Here is a 19,056-nt window from a genome sequence, read left to right as displayed (position 1 = left end):
AAATTCGAGCAAACTCCCTACAGAACGAGTCTTACAAGTTTATACACAACTTATCCACAAGAGAAAAGCATATTGTGTAAATCTTCCACTGTTTATGATTTTGTAATATTTACCAAACATAACCCGGATTTTACAAAAATCAGGCTGAAATCCCTTTCAAATGGCCGATTTTTAGCTATTCAGAGAAACTTGGAACAATGAATAAACATTCTATGCACAATTTATACACAAGATAAGGAAATCAAAACCCCTTTATATCGGAATTGGAACCAGTTTATCCACCACTTATCCACAGGCATTTCAAATATTAAAAAACTGTAAAAAAGAATAGTGATGTGTAAAAAAAGGGCTATACTTTATATATGCGGTATCAATTTGAGTACTATTATATTTATAAAGAAATGTTGCTCCTCGGGGACACCATTGAGAACATGGAAGAACTGCTGGAAATAGCCGCGACAGAGCAGATGCGCAGGAATTCAGCTAAGAGAGAAAACAGGGCGTTTTCGGGTCAGGCTCAGCGTGTGGCCAGTTCCTCTAGGTAATCTTTACTGTTAGAAAGATATGCGGCACTGTTTTTTCGGATAGCATCAATCATACCGGGTTTTAATTCCTTGACAACTTTTGCTGGGGAACCAAGGACGAGAGACCGGGGAGGGACAATCAGTCCCTGGGGGACCATGCTACCGGCCCCGACGAGAGAATCAGGACCTATTTGAGCACCATTCAAAACAACAGCACCCATTCCAATAAGGCAGTTATCTCCAATTGTACAACCGTGAATAACAGCTGTATGGCCTACGGTCACCCCTTCGCCTATGCTGGTGGGCATACCATAATCCGTATGGATGACCGCACAATCCTGAATATTTGTATTCCTGCCTATGCTGATTGAATCCATATCGGCCCTGATAACCGCATTGAACCAGATGTTCACACCCTCGGCAATCACAGCCTCACCAATAATATCCGCACTGGGAGCTATAAATCCTGCCCCCTTATCTATGGTTGGAGCCTTTCCTTTTAATGAATATATCATGACCCGTCCCCTTTTTCTTTTATTTCGACTCCCCAGGATTTAAGATTGGTTTCCAGAAAATCCAATACGACCTGGTGTTCTTTCTTGCCCCTACCCTCTACCGTTAGAGCTTCACCAATATGAATATGCACTTTCCGCTCAGGATGTAAGGTTCCATAGTCAGAAATATACTTTCCATTCACTAAAAAGTCGGTTTTTAAGGCAATGGGTATGACCTTCACTCCGGCACGGACTGCCAGCTTTATTCCCAGGGAATTAAACTCCTCCCTGCAGAAGTATTTCTTCCTTGTCCCCTCGGGAAAAAGGAGGATAGACCGCCCCTGGTTCAAGTACTCAACACCCTCTTTCATGATCACATCAATATCCGCTCTCAGATTCTTTCTGGTGAGAGAAATACACTGAGTTGCGACAGCAACGGGATGAAAGATCCATGAATCATAGAGGCTTTTCTTCATCACTATAGATACGGGGTTGAAACTGCCGACGACCCATGGGAGCACTTGAGTTTCCAGTAGGCTCATATGATTGGCAACGATGACACAGGGTTGATCCTGTTTTAGATTTTGAAGTCCTGTAATTTCGAACCTAGCTCCATGACTCTCAAAAACATTTCTAAGGCGGTCGGATGCCGCATAATATTCCGCACTCGTAAATTGGCCTTTCTTACTGAGTCCGCGGCATTGTAAAACAATTTTAGCTACAGCTGTATTTAAGGACAACCTTCTTCCAAGAAAGAAACGGCTCAAGGTCTCCTTGAAATGAGGAGGAGTTTCATATCGTTCCAGAGGGGATAAATCAATCATGGTGATCTCCATTATTTAGCAAGATTGTCTGGTTTTAAAAAGAAAAATGCCATTGGTGACCTGGGATTTGAGAGAAATCTCCTTCTTCCCAGACAGCTTCATCTTCTGCACTCAAATCATTGTAGGCCAGTTGTATTCGCTCCAGCTGATTCAGAGAATTTAACCCGATCGGTAGTTTTTCAAGACAATTCCCACTGAGATTAAGCTTTTTGAGGCCTACAAGGGACTCAAGCAGATTGCCTAGTGATCCAATTTTGTTTCCTGAAAGATTCAAAATCTGCAATTTCCGAAGACTTCCCAGTTGTAAAGGGAGTTCTTTCAAATCATTGTCAGCAGCATTAAAATACACCAATTGCCGGAGACTGCCTATCCCTGAAGGCAGGCAGCTGATTCTGTTACAACTAACATCAAGCGCCCTTAGCCGCCTCATTTTCAGAACATCTTCAGGAATCTGCCGTAGACCGGCATTCCTGATTGTTAAGGTCTTGAGAACTGGGCAATTCAGCAATTCAGAGGGAAATTTAAACAATTCCTCCTGGGGGGCCCCATCCAGACAGAACGATTCTAGATGATAGTACCAAAGAGGTTTTTCCCGGAGGTAGGAAACCATGGTCCAGAAGGAATAAAGAGAATAAGGAGAGAACTTACCGTCACTTTTAAAAAAAGGTGGTACTTCAAGTTCCCCAGATGGAAGAAGCCTGCTGTCTCGAATCAGCACATCTATGAGCTGAAAACTATCCCGTCCTACTATTTTCAAGAGCTGTTCAATTTTTGAATAAGGTCCTTGAGACAAAATCTGACGGAAAGATTCTGCGGCAAGAGTCGTGCTGCCGGAAGTCATCAATTCAGATCCCAGGGATCTCCTTCCAGCACTTCTTCACTATCTCCATATTCCCGGTCCCATGATTCAGAGTCCATGTCATCAAACTCATCCCCCCAATCATCATGGTCATCTACTCTGTCATCATCTGATTCAAGATCATACAGAGAAATAATTCCGTCATCAATGTCTTCATCGCTGTCATTAAATATAGACATTTTAAAATCTCCTGAAACAACGAAAAATATTGAAACTTCAGCCTAGTCGGGTGACCGAAGGATACTCACTTTCTGTCACCTATAATAATAAGAAATGTTTTGAAAATCCAGAGAAACCTCAATAATTTTTAATGGAGATCCGATAAATAGAATAGAACCTTCCAGGGCATGTTCAATCAGTTCCTGAGAGGATTATCAACGATGAAACTGGAACTAATGCCATGAAAATGAAAGCAAAGGAGCAGTATTATGAATAGTCAATTTGACAAAATCAGACAGGAAATTGAACAGATCGAAAATGAACTAAAAGAACTCAGAATGGCAGCAGGACTGAATCAGGTTCAGGGTTCATTAAAAGAACTCAGCAGGAAAAATGACCGCATAAAAAATGCCTTCAAGGTCATTTCCACAACCATATCCTCCTAAACTCTCGACTCAACTGATAAGGACTTTCCCCCCTAGGAAAGAAACGGCATTGCTCAAGTCCTGAGAAAGAGAATTGACCTCATCTTCGACAAGGTCTTTGTAGAGTATGGAATGAACGAGGTTAAACTTGCTGACAAGGGGATGAAGAGACACAAGGAGATCGGATGGACTTTCTATTGGATCATTTGAGGCGTCAATAAAAACCTGCCGTCCCTGCTGCATCCAATTCAATACATTTTCAGTCAAAAAATCCTGTCCCAATGCAATCTGTTCCGGCTGAAACAAACGGACTCTTATAGAAAAAGTGAAAGACTCTTCTCCGATATTCCTGAGATACCTCTTATATTCCAGAGAATATCCAACGGTCGACACAAGACAGCGGTCTATGTTTTCAAGAGAACGGATTAAAAGCTCCATCGATGGAAACAGATGATCCAGCCCCTCTGAGTTTTTATCGAATTTAAATTCCAGAATATAAAAACTATCTATAAACATACCAACAGAAATTCTTCCGCCGCCTTTAAAAAAGGACTGCTCCCGGTTAGGAAGCAGTCCCGACAATCATAAAAACTATGCCTGAGTCCTTACACTTCTGCAATGAGAAGAGTTTTGGGGTCCAGCTTAAGTTGGAGGTCTTCAGAAACTATACTTTTGTGATCTTTCACAAGTTTCAAAACCATGTAATTCTGTTCTGCCCGAAGGGTCAGTACAACAGATATATCATCCAGGGCTTTTACCAGGTTTTTGGGAATGCCCCGTTCATCCTGAAAATTTTCTTCCCCTTTATATGAGTCACTGAACCAGAGTTCAATCTGCTCTTCAAGGGCAAAATCTTTAAACTTTTTAATATCTTCGGCTGTACCAATTGTAAAATCAAAACCATCAATGATGATAGCGTCGGTTCCCACCTGGCCATTGTCCATCATGGCTTTAACACTGGCCAGTACCTGACTTACAGGAATCCCTTTCTGACTGAAGTTCATGATGACTCTGTTATGGATTATGTCATTATGGACATCCATTGCCCCTTCAAGACTTCTCTTCTTTGAGATCTCTGTGAAAATATCTTCATACCAATTTACAATATGGTCTACTTTATTTGCATAGGAAACATGTATAACATGCTTGTTCCGCATCAGCTTATCAGTAGCGATATGGACGAGACAGGCCGTCTTACCAATACCCTGCTTAGAAGCTATGACTGCAATATTTCCTTTTCCAAGCCCCCCATTCACGGCCTTTTCAAGGCTTCTGAGGGGGCTCTTTTCTGTCAGTTCTTTTTTTACCATCTTTTTACTCCTTCAGTTTATACCGAGGCTAAAGGACAGCCTCGGCACGATAGTGTAAGTCCTCCCGGAGCAAACTTCAGCTCCGGCCCCTCTACCTCTTAGGGAAGAAGGGTACTCAGGGCCTTATTTCTGCTGGGCTTTCCTTTCCTCTTCATACTTTTTGATCAAGTCTTCAGTCACACTTGAAGGAACACGGCCGTACTTGGCAAATTCCATTGTGAACTCGGCTTTACCCTGAGTAGAAGAACGAAGCACAGTGGAGTAACCGAACATTTCGCTCAGAGGAACCTCTGCTTCTACGACGCTGTAGTTCCCTTCATCATTAGAAGCTACAATCATACCACGTCTCTGGTTGAGTGTACCAAAAATATTTCCTTGAAATTCTGTAGGACCTTCAACAGATACCTTCATGATGGGTTCGAGAATAATTGGTTTAGCTTTCTTATACGCTTCCCGGAATGCACCTAATGCAGCTGTCTGGAAGGCCTGGTCTGAAGAGTCAACTGCATGAAACTGACCATCTGTGATAGACATTTTAACACCGACAACAGGAGCTCCAATGAGAGAACCTTTCAGCATGGCAGCCTGAAAACCCTTATCACAGGAAGGAATATATTCTGTAGGAATAGCCCCTCCTTTGATTTTGTTTTCAAACTCATAATCTTTTTCACCATTAGTATCCAGAGGCTCCATTGTACCCGCAACACGGGCGTACTGACCGGAACCACCAGTCTGTTTCTTATGGGTATAGTTGAAATCGGCGGCCTGTGAGATGGCTTCTCGGTAGGCAACCTGGGGAGCACCGGTAATAACTTCCGCCTGATACTCTCTTTTCATTCTCTCAATATAAACTTCAAGGTGAAGCTCACCCATTCCGGAAACAATGGTTTCGTTGGATTCGGGATCGACATGAGTCCTGAATGTGGGGTCTTCTTTAGTAAATCTGTTCAGCGCTTTGGCCATCTTGTCTGATGCAGACTTATCAACAGGTCTGATAGACAAAGAGATAACCGCATTAGGAACGAACATGGATGTCATGGAAAGGTTCAAATCAGGAGAACAGAAAGTATCTCCGGAAGCACACTCTATACCAAAGAGAGCAACGATGTCTCCAGCTGGTGCTTCTACAATGTCTTCCATGTTATTGGAGTGCATTCTTACAAGACGACCAACCTTGAACTTTCTTCCATTTCTGACATTGATCAGTTCGGAACCTTTTTTAACAATACCCTGGTAAACACGGATATAGGTCAACTGCCCGTACTGTCCGTCTTCCAGCTTAAATGCCAGCGCCACAGGGGGCTTGGAACGATCGGAAGGAAGAACAACTTCTGCTTCGTCATTATCCAAATCAAGAGCTTTGTTTTCAACATCTGGAGGAGCAGGTAGATAACGGAGAACCGCATCCATCATTTCCTGTACACCTTTATTCTTATAGGCAGATCCGAGGTATACGGGGACCAAATCCTGGGCAATGACGGCCTTTCGGATGGTCTCATGAAGCAGCTCTTCTGGAATTTCGGTTTCTTCCATCATATGTTCCATGATCTCTTCATTGAACATAGACACTGCATCCAGCATCATTTCACGCCGTTCATCCGCTTCAGCCTTGAGTGCTTCTGGGATTTCTTCGATTCTGATAGATTCACCATCATGACCGTCAAAGTAAATGGCTTTCATTCTGACGAGGTCAATAACACCTTCCAGTTTTTCTTCCAGTCCAATAGGAACCTGCATCATAACAGAGTTCAGGTTCAGTTTTTCTCTCAGCTGATCACAAACTTTGTAAGGATTAGCACCCGTTCTGTCACTCTTGTTCACAAAAGCAATTCGGGGAACGCCGTATCTTTTCAGCTGGCGGTCAACAGTAATAGACTGTGACTGAACACCACCGACAGAACAGAGAACCAGTACGGCTCCGTCCAATACACGCAGGGCACGCTCTACTTCAATAGTAAAGTCAACGTGACCGGGAGTATCAATGATATTAATATCATGACCTTTCCAGTTAACATTGGTTGCCGCCGATGCAATGGTGATCCCTCTCTCTCTTTCCAGCTCCATGGAGTCCATTGTGGCTCCAACCCCATCTTTACCTCTAACTTCGTGAATGGCATGAATTTTCTGACAGTAGAACAGGATTCTTTCTGTCAGTGTAGTTTTACCTGAGTCGATGTGGGCGCTGATTCCGATATTACGCATTTTCGTGATATCTGCACTCATAGAAACACTAACCTCTCTAGTATTAAAATAGCCGGTTAAGCAGGGAGAATTAAAAACCGGAGCCCTATTTGGCTGTAACAGCCGAAAGATGTACCCTCAGGTCTCGTCCATCCCGGCAAATGCCCGGTTTGTTCAAAGCAATTATTTGTAACGGAATTATATAGACTTGCCTCTCTTTCATCAATACCTGATATAGCGGGAAATTCAGAGCTTGTAGAGGTTTAGACTTTTTTATCCTCTTTTTTTCCCATGAGGACTGTTTCATACATCTTCCCAGTGCATTCATTTCCCCAAAGAGAAGGGATTAGGAGTAGCTGTCACCTGTCAGATGGAGGGAAAGAGCCTCTCGAATGCAGTCCGCCAGACGCTTTTCTGCCAAGGGAAGGATTTTATCATCCGGCGTTTCCTGCTTCCCTCTCAAGGCGATAACAGAGGCAACCATGGCGGCTTTTACGCCGAATACGGAGGCAATTGTCAGGAGGGTTGACGATTCCATCTCATAATTCAGAACATTCAGTTGTTTCCATTCATTCAGGCTCCCCTGAAACCTCATGGGAACATAAGATGTGAAGGTATCGTAACGCTCCTGCCCCGGATAGAATGTATCGCTGGAAGCACTGATGCCCTTATGATGAGGTATATCCAAATTGGAGGCAGCCTGGAGCAAAGAGAGGGTCAAATCAAAATCTGCAACTGCCGGATATTCAATTGGAGCGTAGTGAGTCGAAGCCCCATCAAGCCTGACAGAGCCTGTAGTGATGATGAGATCACCGATTTTAATATGGTCCTGAATAGCTCCGGTTGTTCCAATGCGGTAAAACGAGGTGATGCCCAAAGCGGCCAGTTCTTCCATGCATATGGACACGGAGGGCCCGCCGATGCCTGTGGAACAAACAAGAACCTTATGGCCGGAAAGATCTGCCAGCCAGGACGTATACTCTCTGTTGGACACCAGAAAAACAGCATCTGGATCAATCATACGGGCGGTTTTTTCAACTCTTCCGGGATCTCCGGGAAGGACAGCAGTAAGCGCACCCGACAGCATGGCTTTACTCAATTTGACATGATAGAAAACCTTATCCTCAGTCAACTTTTTTTTCATTACACGATCCTCACTCACTATAATTGTAAGATTCTTCCAGGCTGTGTGTCCAGAAAACATTTATCTTAAGCTCAGAGGGAAATTCTTGACGAAAAGAAGCACAAGCCTATCTTTAAAACTAACATTTCTTGACAAATAAGAGTTATAAAGAACATAATCCGTATATATGATGTCATTTCTGCCACTTCTGATACCTATTTTAATTATCTTCGTTGCGATTATTATAATGATATCTGTCATTACCGGAAAGAATAAGAAAAATCTTTCTGGAAATCAGGTACATGATAGAAATGCCATTCTAAAAGAAGCAAACAAGAGACTGGCAAGCAACCCCAAAGATACCCAGGCTCTAACAGCCTTAGCGGATCTTCACTTTGCAGAACAGAATTATCCCCAGGCCATGAAAACATACGGCATCTTACTGGGGCTCTGTGCCACCAATTCCAGACTGGACGAACAGAAAATCAACCTCAATTTCGGTCTTTCCGCAATGAAAGCCAAGGTATGGTCAGAAGCCTACAAGAGCCTTACTATCGCCCGAACGAAGGAACCGGAAAACTTTGAAATCAATTCTTCCCTGGGAGTTTTGGAGTATAGACGGAAAAATTATGAAAAATCCGTGGCCTACCTTCATCAGGCCCTGAAATCGGTCAGCAATGACCATGACTCTCAACGATACTGCGGACTCAGTCTGTACAAACTGAGAAGATTCAATGAAGCCGTTGGCTACCTGCGGAATTCCGCTACTGGACATCCCGACGACAAAGAGATTCTCTTTGCCCTGGCCCGGTCTCTTTATGAATTATCCCAGATGGAGCAGGCCTTAAAAATCTTCAGTCATCTAAGAGCAGATCCCGACTGGGGCCCCAGTTCAGCCCTGTACAGCGGGACTGTGAACAAACAGAAAAAAGAATATGAAAAAGCGATCATGGACTTCGAAATTGGACTGAAACACAAACAGATTGCTGAAGATGTTCTTCTTGAACTCAAATACAGGCTGGCTGACTGCTATAATCAAATTTCAGAACTGGATAAAGCCTTGGGCGAGCTCAATGATCTATATGGCATCAACCCCAAATACAAAGACGTTGATATCCAGCGCAAGAAAATAAAAGAACTCACAGGCAACAGAAACTTACAAACCTATCTGATTTCTCCTATCTCCGAATTCATTACACTTTGCCGGCGTTTAACCTTGATGCTCTTTCCCAAAACGAGGATTAAAGTAGTGGATATATCAGTCCATAAGAATGAGTTTATTGACATTCTGGCGGAAGTAAAAGCCAGAAAATGGGAAGATCTGATCGTCTTCCGCTTTTATAGGGAAGAAGGAAAAGTCGGCGATTTTTCTGTGAGAGAGCTCTATGCCCATGTCAAGGAAGTTCATGCAGGGCGCGGTTTCTGTATTACTGCGGGAGAGTTTTCAGACGAAGCCAATCAGTTTGTTGAAGCCCGTCTCATAGACCTTCTGCCAAAAGAAAAGTTGATGAAACTGCTAAACAAACTGAAAACGAGCAGCCAGCCTAGTGCAAATGCATTATAACCAGATGACGTTCTTCTTCCAGGAAGGGAACATCCACCGCCATGATTGAAATTTCTCTCTCAGGATCATCTTCCAGGGCTTCCAGTTCTTCGTCTATTTGCTTTTGTCTGCCTTTGTAGGCCAACACAGTCCCCTTCTCTTCACAAAGAATCTTCTTGAGTTGTTTAATCAGTTTATTTTCAAAGGGAGAAAATCCCCTAAAGGTGACAAGTTCATACTTCTCTCTCAAGTTTTCCATAGACTCTTCAAGAACAGAGACATTGGTCAACCCCAGGGTCAGGATGATATTCCTTAAAAAACCAGTCCTTTTCCCTGACCGTTCCACAAGATGAAAGCGTATATGTGGCAGCATAATGGCCAGAGGGATGCCGGGGAGTCCGGCGCCGGAACCAATATCGGCAACAAGGGAGGGACCCAAGCCCTGCATTGCTTTGACCCCGGCTAACGAATCCAGGATATGACGGATGATCAGATCATCCCCTTCGGCATTGACAAGACCATACCGCGGATTCCACAGTTCCAGTTCCGCGATATATTTCTCCAGGAGAGCCACCTTAGCAGCGTCCGGTGTCAGTCCCATCCGTGCGAGACCATTTTCCAGAATTCCCATTATTTCTCCTTTTCCTGAGTTTTGCCGAATCTGCTCAGCAGAACTGTCAACACAGCAATATCCGATGACCGGACACCTGAAATTCTGGAGGCTTGCCCCACAGAACGTGGCTGAATCATTTTTAATTTTTCCCGGGACTCTTTAGAAATACCTTCCTGTAAATCATATTCGAATCCTTCAGGAATCAGCATGTCTTCCATTTTCCGATACCGGGAGACCTGACGTTCCTGCCTGGCCACATATCCTTCATACTTCACATCCAATTCTGTATGTTGAATCCAATGAGGTAAATAGTTCTGTATTTCAGGGAGAAATTCTTCCAGGTCAACCATGGTCACAGCGGGATCTTTGAGGGTCATATAGAGATTTTTACCAACATGAGGAGTCAGCTTCTCATGATCATTTACCCAGAGAGAGCTCACTCTTTTTTGCCTGAGAAGCTCTTTGATTTCTTCAATTCCATTTTTCTTTTTCTGGAACATCTCCCTCATCTCATCCGTAGCCAGCCCGACTTCTTCACAGTAGGGAAACAGACGCATATCCGCATCGTCATGGCGGAGAGACAGACGGTATTCAGCCCGGGAGGTGAACATTCTATAGGGTTCTTCCGTCCCCATTGTGACAAGGTCATCAATGAGGACTCCCGTATAGGCTTCGGCTCGGTTCAAGACAAGAGGGTCTTTCCCCTGAAGTTTCCGAGCAGCATTGATTCCGGCCATCAGCCCCTGACAGGCGGCTTCTTCGTATCCGGAGGTCCCGTTTGTCTGCCCGGCAACAAATAATCCCCGGTGCCGCTTGCTTTCCAGAGAAGAAAAGAGCTGTGTGGGATTCAAATAGTCGTACTCTACAGCATAACCGGGTCTCATGATCTGCACATTCTCCAAGCCGGGAAGAGTGCGAAGAAACTCTTCCTGAACCAACTCGGGAAGTGATGAAGAGATGCCGTTAAGATACATCTCCTGCGTATCCAGGCCCTCGGGCTCTACGAAAATCTGATGCCGTTCCCTATCTGGAAACCGCTTCACCTTATCTTCTATGGAAGGACAGTACCGGGGGCCGGTTCCGACAATTTCTCCCGAAAAAAGAGGTGACAGATGTAGATTATCCCGAATCACCTGGTGTGTTTTTTCATTTGTATATGTCACATGACAGGAAACATGGGGCCTTTCTGACTTTTCCTTGAAAAATGAAAAGGCCTGCATGTCTTCATCTCCCCGCTGTTCTTCCATCTTGGAAAAATCGAGGCTCGCCTTGCTGACTCTCGCAGGGGTCCCGGTCTTTAAGCGACCGACCGTATACCCCCGTTTGCGAAGAGCGCTTCCCAAACCGACAGCCGCCGGCTCTCCCAGACGCCCCGAGGATTGGGTGAAATTACCTATGAAGATCTTGCCGTCCATAAAGGTTCCCGTCGTCATCACGACGACCCGGCTGCTGAACTTCCTGCCCCTCTCGGTGAGAACACCCTGGCAGATTCGGTCATCTTCATCGCTGAGAATATCCACCACAGTATCCTGGAAAAGGTGAAGATTCTTCTGGAGTTCCAATGTTCGCTTTGCCAGACGGGAATAGAGATTCTTATCCGCCTGTGCCCTGGGAGCCTGAACAGCAGGACCACGGCTTCTATTAAGAATCCGAAATTGAATCATAGAAGCATCTATGAGACGTGCCATTTCTCCGCCCAGGGCATCCACTTCACGGACAATATTCCCCTTAGACAGGCCGCCTACGGCGGGGTTACAAGAGAGCCGTCCTATGGCATCCAGACTCTGAGTAATAATAAGGGTAGAAAAATCGAGGCGGGAAAGAGCTAAAGCCGCTTCTATGCCGGCATGGCCTCCGCCTATGACGATTGCATCAAAATCCATTGATATTATGTTCCTTAGGTCGGCTTACTTCCCGACACAGAAGTTGGAGAACATCCTTTCTAAAATATCCGAAGAGGAAACCTCTCCAGTGATTTCTCCTAATGCCTGCAGTACATCATGCAGATCCATGGCCAGAATATCCACCGGCAGGCCATTATGAATAGCCTCTTCCACTTTTACAACCCCGGAGTAAGCCCTTTCGAGAAGTTCTTTCTGCCGGAGGGAATCAACAACCGCCTCGGAACCCACATGTGCGGCATCCCGGAAGATTCTGGATCTCAGAACCTCTTCCAGTTCTGTAAACCCTTCTCCGGTCACAGCACTGATTGAAATGGCCCCCTCAGGAGGAGTGACTGTACTGATATCCGCCTTGTTCCAAACAAGGATACGCTCCTTGCCCCCCTCTGAGGGTTCTGTCCTCAATATGTCCTCTTCTTCTGATGACAATCCGATGCTGCCATCCAAAACATAGATAAGAATATGAGCATTTTCCATGACTTCCCGTGTCCGGCGGATACCTTCCTCTTCTACAGGGTCCTCTGATTGCCTCAGCCCTGCTGTATCGTAAAGTCTGATAGGGATACCTCCCAAGGAGATCCAGGACTCAAGGTAGTCTCGGGTAGTCCCGTGGACATCCGAAACAATGGAGCGGTCTTCTTTCAAAAACAGATTGAACAGACTCGACTTCCCGGCATTTGTTCGTCCTGCCAGAGCGATGATGACACCTTCCTGATATATTTTTCCCACAGTATAGGAATCAATAAGCTCCTTGAGGCCCCGTTTCATATCCCGGATTTCATTCATGGGCATTGGTGGCGCGTCTACCTCATCATCGGGATAATCCAGCTGTATTGCAAATAGAGCCGCCATTCCAGCAGCCATCTGCTTGAAATGATCAATCCGTTTTTCAAGAGACCCAGACAGTCTGTTTAAGGCCATAGACTGCGCCTTGCCGGTCTTGGAGCTAATGATTTCCTGAACCGCCTCAGCCCGGGTCAAATCCATCTTACCGTTGATAAAAGCCCGGAAGGTAAACTCTCCCGGAGAGGCTTGCCTAAAACCGGAACGAAACAAAAGGCTGAGAATTTTCTGGATTCCCGGCAGGCTTCCATGGCAGTAGAGTTCAACACTCTCCTGACCCGTATAACTACCGGGGGCCCGGAAGACGACAGCCATAATTTCATCGAGAGCTTCACCTGTATGAGGATCCGAAAGGATTCCATATAACATTTCTCTTGATTTTTGATGTATCAGGTCAGCACTGAATAGAGGGGAAATAGCATCAATACAGCCCTGTCCGGAGGTCCGAATGACAGCCAGGGCACTTTCCGCCCAAGGTGTTGCCAAGGCGGCGATCCTGTCATCAGGATCATAGGTTTCATGATTCATAATAGGATTAGAATACAATGTTCGTCTGTACTGATCAATGAGACATTCAGGAACATGGAGATTATTCCAAATAGCTCATCATTTCTTCGGCAAAGGATTTCCCCAACTCCCGAAAGGATGCGGAGACGGCCAAGGTATTGCTACGGCTCTCAACGGATTTATCAAGATCGAGAACAAGGAGGATTTCTCCGCTGTCGACATCCACGACTTTGACAGTTCCCGAGGTATTCACTCTGTAGGAGTCATTCCTGGTCTCAAAATCACGGATACCGACAACACCAAAAGCAACCCGTGTATACTCCCCTTTATAGAGCGCACGCAGATCACGAATGAATTCCGCTTCCGTTTTGTTCATGATTTCCCGGGGATTCAGATTCATGAGCCGGATATTAAACCCGTCCTGAGAGAGAGCTTCCTGCAGACTGACTGAGGAGTCCTGCTGACTCAATGCGGCTCCTGTACTATCAGTATGGAGAATGACGACACCCATGGATACGGTTCTGGCTCCTGAGGCAACATCCAATTCATAATCGATGGTCGACTCCTCCAGCCACTTCTTGATGAAGGTAACATTCATTCCTAGTTTTTCTAGATTTGAGATTCCTGCATGAAAATCACGACTCCCGGGTTTAAATTGGACTTCAGCTTTACCGCTAAAAGGTATGAAGGGATGAAAAAACTCCATGATTCCCGAAAGATTACTGATCAGCCGTCTTTCAAATTCACCCCTGGAACCATCCCGCTTCCGTCCCTGATAGCGGACAAGGAATTCCACTCCCCCGATGCCAAGCTCCTCTTCGGTCTCGCAGAGGATATGGAAAGGATCGGAGATTTTCAGATTCGAAAGAACAGAATCAGGGGCACCAAGCTTTTTAAGAAAGATCTTATTCAACAGAACTCCGGCCCTATCAACATACCCTTGGGCGATCTCATCGGCCAGAGGCTCTGAGTGGGACAAAACATATTGAGCGGCCCTGATAAGTTCTTCTGCTGCGGAATAATACTTGAGCTCCGACTCAAAAACAGAAGAGCTCTCCAGCATTTCCTTCAAGGCTTCATCATCGTTGTAGTACCTTTGGAGGATCAGGTTTTGTAGGAAATCATCGGCATCCTTTTTCAATAAAAAAGCACCGTAATATAAAACCTGATCATCCGGGATAACCCATTCCTGCTGTATAACTGACAAAAACTCATCAATGGAGCTTTCTTCCTTTAGGATAACTTGCCTGATTGCTCCTAACAGCATTGCCTTGTCTGTTTCTTGAGAATACAAAGCAGATTGCCCGGAAATCTCCATAATCCTGTCATACAGAACCTGAATGACCTGATCCAGAGTCTCCTTCTCAGAGCTTGATGCACCAGAGATCTTTATAATGTAGCCATCAGAATTTTCAGACTCTTCAATCTGAGAATACCAGTCCGGTGCATGAGGATCTGTTTTGCCACGAGTCGCACAGGACGCCAAGAAAAGGATGAGTAATAAAGCAATAAGTATGTCGGTCAAAATTCGGATGTTTTTCAATGTTGCTCTTCTATAATAATATATTTTCAATCCCGAAATAAACGGATAACGTCAATGCCGTCCATTGCCTCAGGGGACCCGTTTTCCGGAATGATTTCAAAATTTAATAAATCCTGATATTCAAAAGGACCATTCATGCCTGTGTCCATTGATGTACTGAGGAACAAACCTCTATTATCATTAATGATTGAGATGACCACACTTTCCGGACTCCCTTCTGATTCTGAAGGCACAGAGAAAGAGTATAGGGATTGGCCATCCATGCTTTTCAGAATAAAGACCCAATTATCATCATTACCTTGAATAGAATGGATCTCCAAAGTAGCCAATCCATCGCCAAGTTCGGCATTTTCAACTTGAAGACCAGTTAATCTTTTTTGCGATTTCTCGTATAAAAGAGTCATATCATTCAGTTTTTCATTGGAAATACCGTCCTGAGGGAGAAGGTCGGTTGCTTCATTCTTGGATGAAACCCCCAGAGTGTACCAGTTCATGGGGAACCCTAAATACTCATTATTGCTACCAATCACAGTCTGTCCTTCCATTAAAGAGGAAACAGGCAGACCTTCATCTCGAACCAGAGTTTCGCCCTGATTTTTCCAGCTGAGCGAGGCAACACCCTGACCGGGCATATAATCTATCTCAAGATAGATGGCTTCGGAACTATAAATTTGATCAACAGGGAGCATGGAGACGAAGTGGCGAGAATAGGAACTGAACTCACACAGAAACTCTCTGCTTTCTGCCAGATAAAGGACAGAAAAATAAGTATTTTCATCTCCGGTTTTGAATATATTGTACACCCCTTTATCGGGCAAATAGGAATAAGAAAATGCCATTGACATCAGAAATCCCTCGGCTTTCCCTGTAGAATCTAGGGGCAAGGCATACTGATCGAAGATGAGACCATCTTCTTCTCCAAAGGAGATGCCTGAATAGTTTCCTATTGTAAAAGGAGTGGGAGAACCAACAAGCTGGGGAACATCGGAAGGATTCATTTTATTGGCCATGCCATCATTGAAATCAATAAAATACTGATAGGTTCTATTTTCGGTGAAAGCCCATGCAGATTCATCACCTTCACCCGAAAGGACAAAGAGATCGGACTGCCTGAAGCTGCTGCTGAACTGATTGTCCTCAGGAACAATTGGAAAGAGTTCTACCTGAAGAGAATAAACTCCCGCGACATCTGGCACAGTAAGATCACAGATAAGGCCTAATTCGGAAAGGAACCCCTCCTGAATAAGGGTCTCATCAATAGACCACCTCAACCAGGGATCTGAGCCTTCGGGATAGGAAAGGACAACCCGTGCACTTATGTTATCACCCGGCTTAATCCCCGGGGGGTATGTTTCAAGACTCTTTATCTCATAGTCTCCAGAGGCAATAAAAAGGTAGCGATTTTCCTCATGAAGGAGAATGTCACCATCGAGGATTTCAAACCTTAAATGATAAACGCCATCTTCAAGATCGGAGGGGAGATCCATGGGGAGCCCTAACCCTTTGAGCAAATCCGGTTCGATTTCAACCGTGGCAATGTCTTCTCCCAACTCATCTTCAAGAATGACCCGAACAAGAGTAGACCTGTCCCCGATTTCAGTCAAAACAACATTGACAGAACTTCCCGGTTCAAGGATGGTTCCATCGTTTACAGATTCAAAACTGTACCCTTCTCCCTCGTTCATGATGACAGGACTCTCTTGCGAACAGGAAATAAAGATGAGAAGAATTAAAAATGGAATAGTTCTCAAGTTTCTGATAAACACAAGCCCCTCTAATTCTATTTTAACACAGAGTGGATCAGGAAACACTGTTTGTTCTCAGAACTTTTTGTGAATTCTAAAGTTTTTAGGTTTCTGATCCTACTTTAACCAAAGCCAAAATCACATTAACCGCTTTTTCCATAGAGCTGAGCGGAATCCACTCCCGAACACTGTGAAAATTAAACCCGCCTGCAAAGATATTGGGAGAGGGAACACCCATAGCCGTCAACTTGGAGCCATCGGTCCCTCCCCGGATCGGTTTTAGAAGTGGAACCACTCCGGCTTGTTCATAGGCTTTCAGCATAAGAGGCTCCAGCTCCGGATATTTATCAAGCTCCTGCTTCATGTTTGCGTACTGCTGTTTTTCTGTCACACTGACTGTCCCTCCGGGAAAAGAGGCCTCAACGGCGCGGGCAAACTGCCTTATTGCTTCCAACCGCCTGCTAGCCCCCTGAACGTCAAAATCACGAACCATGACGGTCACTGTTGCCTTATCCAGGGTACCCTCAATGGTGTGAGGCCAATAGTTACCGTAACGCCCGTCGGTTGCTTCCGGACTTTCATTCCGGGGAAGGAGAGAGACAAACAGGGAGGCCATTGAAACCGCATTAACGAGTTCCCCCCGAGCATATCCAGGATGGATTACATTGCCTTGAAAAACAAGATCGACCCTCCAGGCATTGTAACATTCAAGCTCCAGTTCGCCCTCACGGCCTCCATCCAGGGTAAAACAGAACTTGGATTTCAGAGCCTCCACAGGAAACTTATCCATGCCGCAACCGGTCTCTTCATCGGGAGTAAAGATGATCTCCAGGGGACCATGCTTTATGTCCTGATGATTCACAAGGATTTCAACAGCCGTCATAATTTCGGCAATCCCCGCCTTGTCATCGGCACCCAAAAGAGTCGTTCCATCACTGCTGATGATAGTATCACCCACAAAGTCTTTCATATCAGGAATGGATTCCGGATCCAGAGTCACCGATTGGCTCAAAGGAATAAGCTCTCCACTCCATTTTTCATGCACCTGGGGTTTTACATCTTTACCGGGGGCATCACTGGCTGTGTCCACATGGGCCATAAAACCGAGGCAGGGTACGTCCTTCTCCATATTAGAAGGAAGAGTTGCAATCAGATATCCCAAATCATTCAAAGAGACCCGAGGAACTCCAATTTCAATGAGCTCTTTTTCAAGCAACCTCAGCAGGTCCCATTGACAGAGGGTAGAAGGAGTCTTGGTAGGGGCAAGTTCCGGTTCAGAAGTCGTCCATATTTTGACATACCTCAAAAATCGTTCCTGCACTCGTTCCTGTATATTGATGTTCAATGCACTCATTATGAATATCTCCCGGGTTCTTTTTTTTAGTTCTTAAAATAAGAATAAGTTGTCCAACATATATATTCTAATAAAATTTACAAAAACAGAGTAACGCTCTATGGCTTCAAGATCAATGGACGCTGCCTGTAGAAATAACAAATGAAGTCCCCCTTACGTTCTCTCTCTTTTAAAATTCAAGGATCAAAAATCCTCTTTTGGCTTAACGAATCCGGAAGGACCGTGGTCCCAAAAAACTGGATATTCGTAGTTGACATAAATATAGTGATTATATATTATACCGTCATCCTGTGCCCCGGTAGCTCAGGGGATAGAGCAGCCGCCTCCTAAGCGGCAGGTCAGACGTTCAAATCGTCCCCGGGGTACCTTTTTATCACAGGACAAAGTTCTGGAGGCGTAGCGAAGTTGGTTATCGCGCCGGCCTGTCAAGCCGGAGATCGCGGGTTCGAGGCCCGTCGCTTCCGTAAGTCAGCTGAATGTTTACCCCAGGGTAAACCTCTGAGCTTTCTTTTTGGTCTTCTGCAACCATATAATGTAGTGCGATTCTGGAGGCGTAGCGAAGTTGGTTATCGCGCCGGCCTGTCAAGCCGGAGATCGCGGGTTCGAGGCCCGTCGCTTCCGATAATTCAAGAAAATGAGAGATCATCCAATTTTGGGATGATCTTTTTTTTGGTCAAAAGGCAGCTATCAAAAAACTATTCTTTACTTATTGGGTATTACATCTATCAGAGAACTGTGATATATTCTTGCTGTGAATTATCAGAGCATTGCATACAATAATTTTTCGGAAAACATTCAGGAAGTTAAAGACTCTTCTCTGCGGGTCATATTAAAAACTGTCCAATCTGGAGCTTTTCCCGGATCACAACTCTACCTGTATTTCCGCCTCCATACTCCCTGGTGCGACGCCATCGACCCATCGGAATTTATTACGGATACGGCATTTATTTACAAGTACAAGCTTCCTAAAGAGGAACAAACCATTTCAATGCTGAACAAATACTACAAAGAGCCCTACCATGTGGACAATATTTACGAGATTTTAATGGCATCATGGGAATTAATGGGCGATTCTGAGCCCTGCCTCAAACCCTATCACGAATAAGAC

General features: G+C 44.9%; 18 protein-coding genes and 3 tRNA genes. 7 read left to right on the top strand and 14 right to left on the bottom strand.

Annotated features, from left to right (window positions below; genetic code table 11):
- Positions 1–362 precede the first annotated feature (362 nt).
- Positions 363–545: a hypothetical protein gene (locus tag EXM22_RS15700; protein ID WP_149487424.1), complete on the top strand. Its 183-nt coding sequence runs from the start codon at positions 363–365 to the stop codon at positions 543–545.
- On the opposite strand, the gene EXM22_RS15695 is transcribed toward EXM22_RS15700, so the two are convergent.
- The 4 genes from EXM22_RS15695 to EXM22_RS15680 are packed head-to-tail and all read right to left on the bottom strand — an operon-like array spanning position 518 to position 2,880.
- The gene (locus EXM22_RS15695; RefSeq protein ID WP_149487423.1) at positions 518–1,039 is read right to left on the bottom strand and encodes a gamma carbonic anhydrase family protein; all 522 of its coding nucleotides are present in this window, start codon (positions 1,037–1,039) and stop codon (positions 518–520) included. The genes EXM22_RS15700 and EXM22_RS15695 overlap by 28 nt on opposite strands.
- Positions 1,036–1,842 (bottom strand): lysophospholipid acyltransferase family protein, encoded by an 807-nt coding sequence (locus EXM22_RS15690; protein WP_168203559.1) that lies wholly within the window; start codon positions 1,840–1,842, stop codon positions 1,036–1,038. The genes EXM22_RS15695 and EXM22_RS15690 overlap by 4 nt, the downstream gene beginning before the upstream one ends.
- 34 nt (positions 1,843–1,876) lie before the next feature.
- Positions 1,877–2,683 (bottom strand): leucine-rich repeat domain-containing protein, encoded by an 807-nt coding sequence (locus tag EXM22_RS15685; RefSeq protein ID WP_149487421.1) that lies wholly within the window; start codon positions 2,681–2,683, stop codon positions 1,877–1,879.
- The gene (locus EXM22_RS15680; protein ID WP_149487420.1) at positions 2,683–2,880 is read right to left on the bottom strand and encodes a hypothetical protein; all 198 of its coding nucleotides are present in this window, start codon (positions 2,878–2,880) and stop codon (positions 2,683–2,685) included. The genes EXM22_RS15685 and EXM22_RS15680 overlap by 1 nt, the downstream gene beginning before the upstream one ends.
- 249 nt (positions 2,881–3,129) lie before the next feature.
- On the opposite strand from EXM22_RS15680, the gene EXM22_RS18255 reads away from it, so the two are divergent.
- A complete protein-coding gene (locus EXM22_RS18255) occupies positions 3,130–3,306 on the top strand; it encodes a hypothetical protein (protein ID WP_168203558.1) in 177 nt (58 codons plus the stop codon).
- 9 nt (positions 3,307–3,315) lie between these two features.
- Here the strand turns inward: EXM22_RS18255 and EXM22_RS15675 are convergent, their stop codons facing one another.
- The 4 genes from EXM22_RS15675 to udp form a co-directional block, all read right to left on the bottom strand.
- Entirely contained in the window at positions 3,316–3,867 is a 552-nt protein-coding gene (locus EXM22_RS15675; protein WP_149487419.1) for a hypothetical protein, read from the bottom strand.
- Between the two features lie 23 nt (positions 3,868–3,890).
- Positions 3,891–4,595, bottom strand: a complete 705-nt coding sequence (locus EXM22_RS15670; protein ID WP_149487418.1) for a DnaB-like helicase C-terminal domain-containing protein — start codon at positions 4,593–4,595, stop codon at positions 3,891–3,893.
- Between the two features lie 123 nt (positions 4,596–4,718).
- Positions 4,719–6,818: an elongation factor G gene (gene fusA / locus EXM22_RS15665; protein ID WP_149487417.1), complete on the bottom strand. Its 2,100-nt coding sequence runs from the start codon at positions 6,816–6,818 to the stop codon at positions 4,719–4,721.
- Between the two features lie 304 nt (positions 6,819–7,122).
- Positions 7,123–7,920 (bottom strand): uridine phosphorylase, encoded by a 798-nt coding sequence (gene udp / locus EXM22_RS15660; protein ID WP_149487416.1) that lies wholly within the window; start codon positions 7,918–7,920, stop codon positions 7,123–7,125.
- Positions 7,921–8,146: 226 nt separating this feature from the next.
- On the opposite strand from udp, the gene EXM22_RS15655 reads away from it, so the two are divergent.
- Positions 8,147–9,463: a tetratricopeptide repeat protein gene (locus EXM22_RS15655; RefSeq protein WP_210411505.1), complete on the top strand. Its 1,317-nt coding sequence runs from the start codon at positions 8,147–8,149 to the stop codon at positions 9,461–9,463.
- On the opposite strand, the gene rsmG is transcribed toward EXM22_RS15655, so the two are convergent.
- From rsmG to pepT, 6 genes are all read right to left on the bottom strand, one after another.
- Positions 9,444–10,073 (bottom strand): 16S rRNA (guanine(527)-N(7))-methyltransferase RsmG, encoded by a 630-nt coding sequence (gene rsmG, locus EXM22_RS15650; RefSeq protein ID WP_149487414.1) that lies wholly within the window; start codon positions 10,071–10,073, stop codon positions 9,444–9,446. The two genes, EXM22_RS15655 and rsmG, sit on opposite strands and share 20 nt — an antisense overlap.
- Positions 10,073–11,938, bottom strand: coding sequence for a tRNA uridine-5-carboxymethylaminomethyl(34) synthesis enzyme MnmG (gene mnmG, locus EXM22_RS15645; RefSeq protein ID WP_149487413.1), 1,866 nt, complete (start codon positions 11,936–11,938; stop codon positions 10,073–10,075). The genes rsmG and mnmG overlap by 1 nt, the downstream gene beginning before the upstream one ends.
- Before the next feature lie 24 nt (positions 11,939–11,962).
- Positions 11,963–13,327 (bottom strand): tRNA uridine-5-carboxymethylaminomethyl(34) synthesis GTPase MnmE, encoded by a 1,365-nt coding sequence (gene mnmE, locus EXM22_RS15640; protein WP_149487412.1) that lies wholly within the window; start codon positions 13,325–13,327, stop codon positions 11,963–11,965.
- Positions 13,328–13,388: 61 nt separating this feature from the next.
- A complete protein-coding gene (locus EXM22_RS15635) occupies positions 13,389–14,849 on the bottom strand; it encodes a hypothetical protein (protein ID WP_149487411.1) in 1,461 nt (486 codons plus the stop codon).
- 26 nt (positions 14,850–14,875) lie between these two features.
- Entirely contained in the window at positions 14,876–16,615 is a 1,740-nt protein-coding gene (locus EXM22_RS15630; protein ID WP_168203557.1) for a hypothetical protein, read from the bottom strand.
- Positions 16,616–16,697: 82 nt separating this feature from the next.
- A complete protein-coding gene (pepT, locus tag EXM22_RS15625) occupies positions 16,698–17,948 on the bottom strand; it encodes a peptidase T (protein ID WP_149487409.1) in 1,251 nt (416 codons plus the stop codon).
- Positions 17,949–18,240: 292 nt separating this feature from the next.
- Between pepT and EXM22_RS15620 the strand changes: the two genes are divergently transcribed.
- From EXM22_RS15620 to EXM22_RS15605, 4 genes are all read left to right on the top strand, one after another.
- Positions 18,241–18,313: transfer RNA gene (locus EXM22_RS15620), tRNA-Arg, on the top strand.
- Positions 18,314–18,338: 25 nt separating this feature from the next.
- Positions 18,339–18,412 (top strand) — tRNA-Asp (locus tag EXM22_RS15615).
- Between the two features lie 83 nt (positions 18,413–18,495).
- A tRNA-Asp gene (locus EXM22_RS15610) sits at positions 18,496–18,569 on the top strand.
- A 130-nt stretch (positions 18,570–18,699) separates the two neighbouring features.
- On the top strand, positions 18,700–19,053 hold the full coding sequence (locus EXM22_RS15605; protein WP_149487408.1) for a hypothetical protein: 354 nt from the start codon (positions 18,700–18,702) through the stop codon (positions 19,051–19,053).
- Positions 19,054–19,056: the final 3 nt, after the last annotated feature.

The organism is Oceanispirochaeta crateris, assembly GCF_008329965.1.
Lineage (GTDB): Bacteria > Spirochaetota > Spirochaetia > DSM-2461 > DSM-2461 > Oceanispirochaeta > Oceanispirochaeta crateris.
Note: the sequence above shows the minus strand (reverse complement) of the source record. Positions and strands in the feature narration are given on the sequence as shown.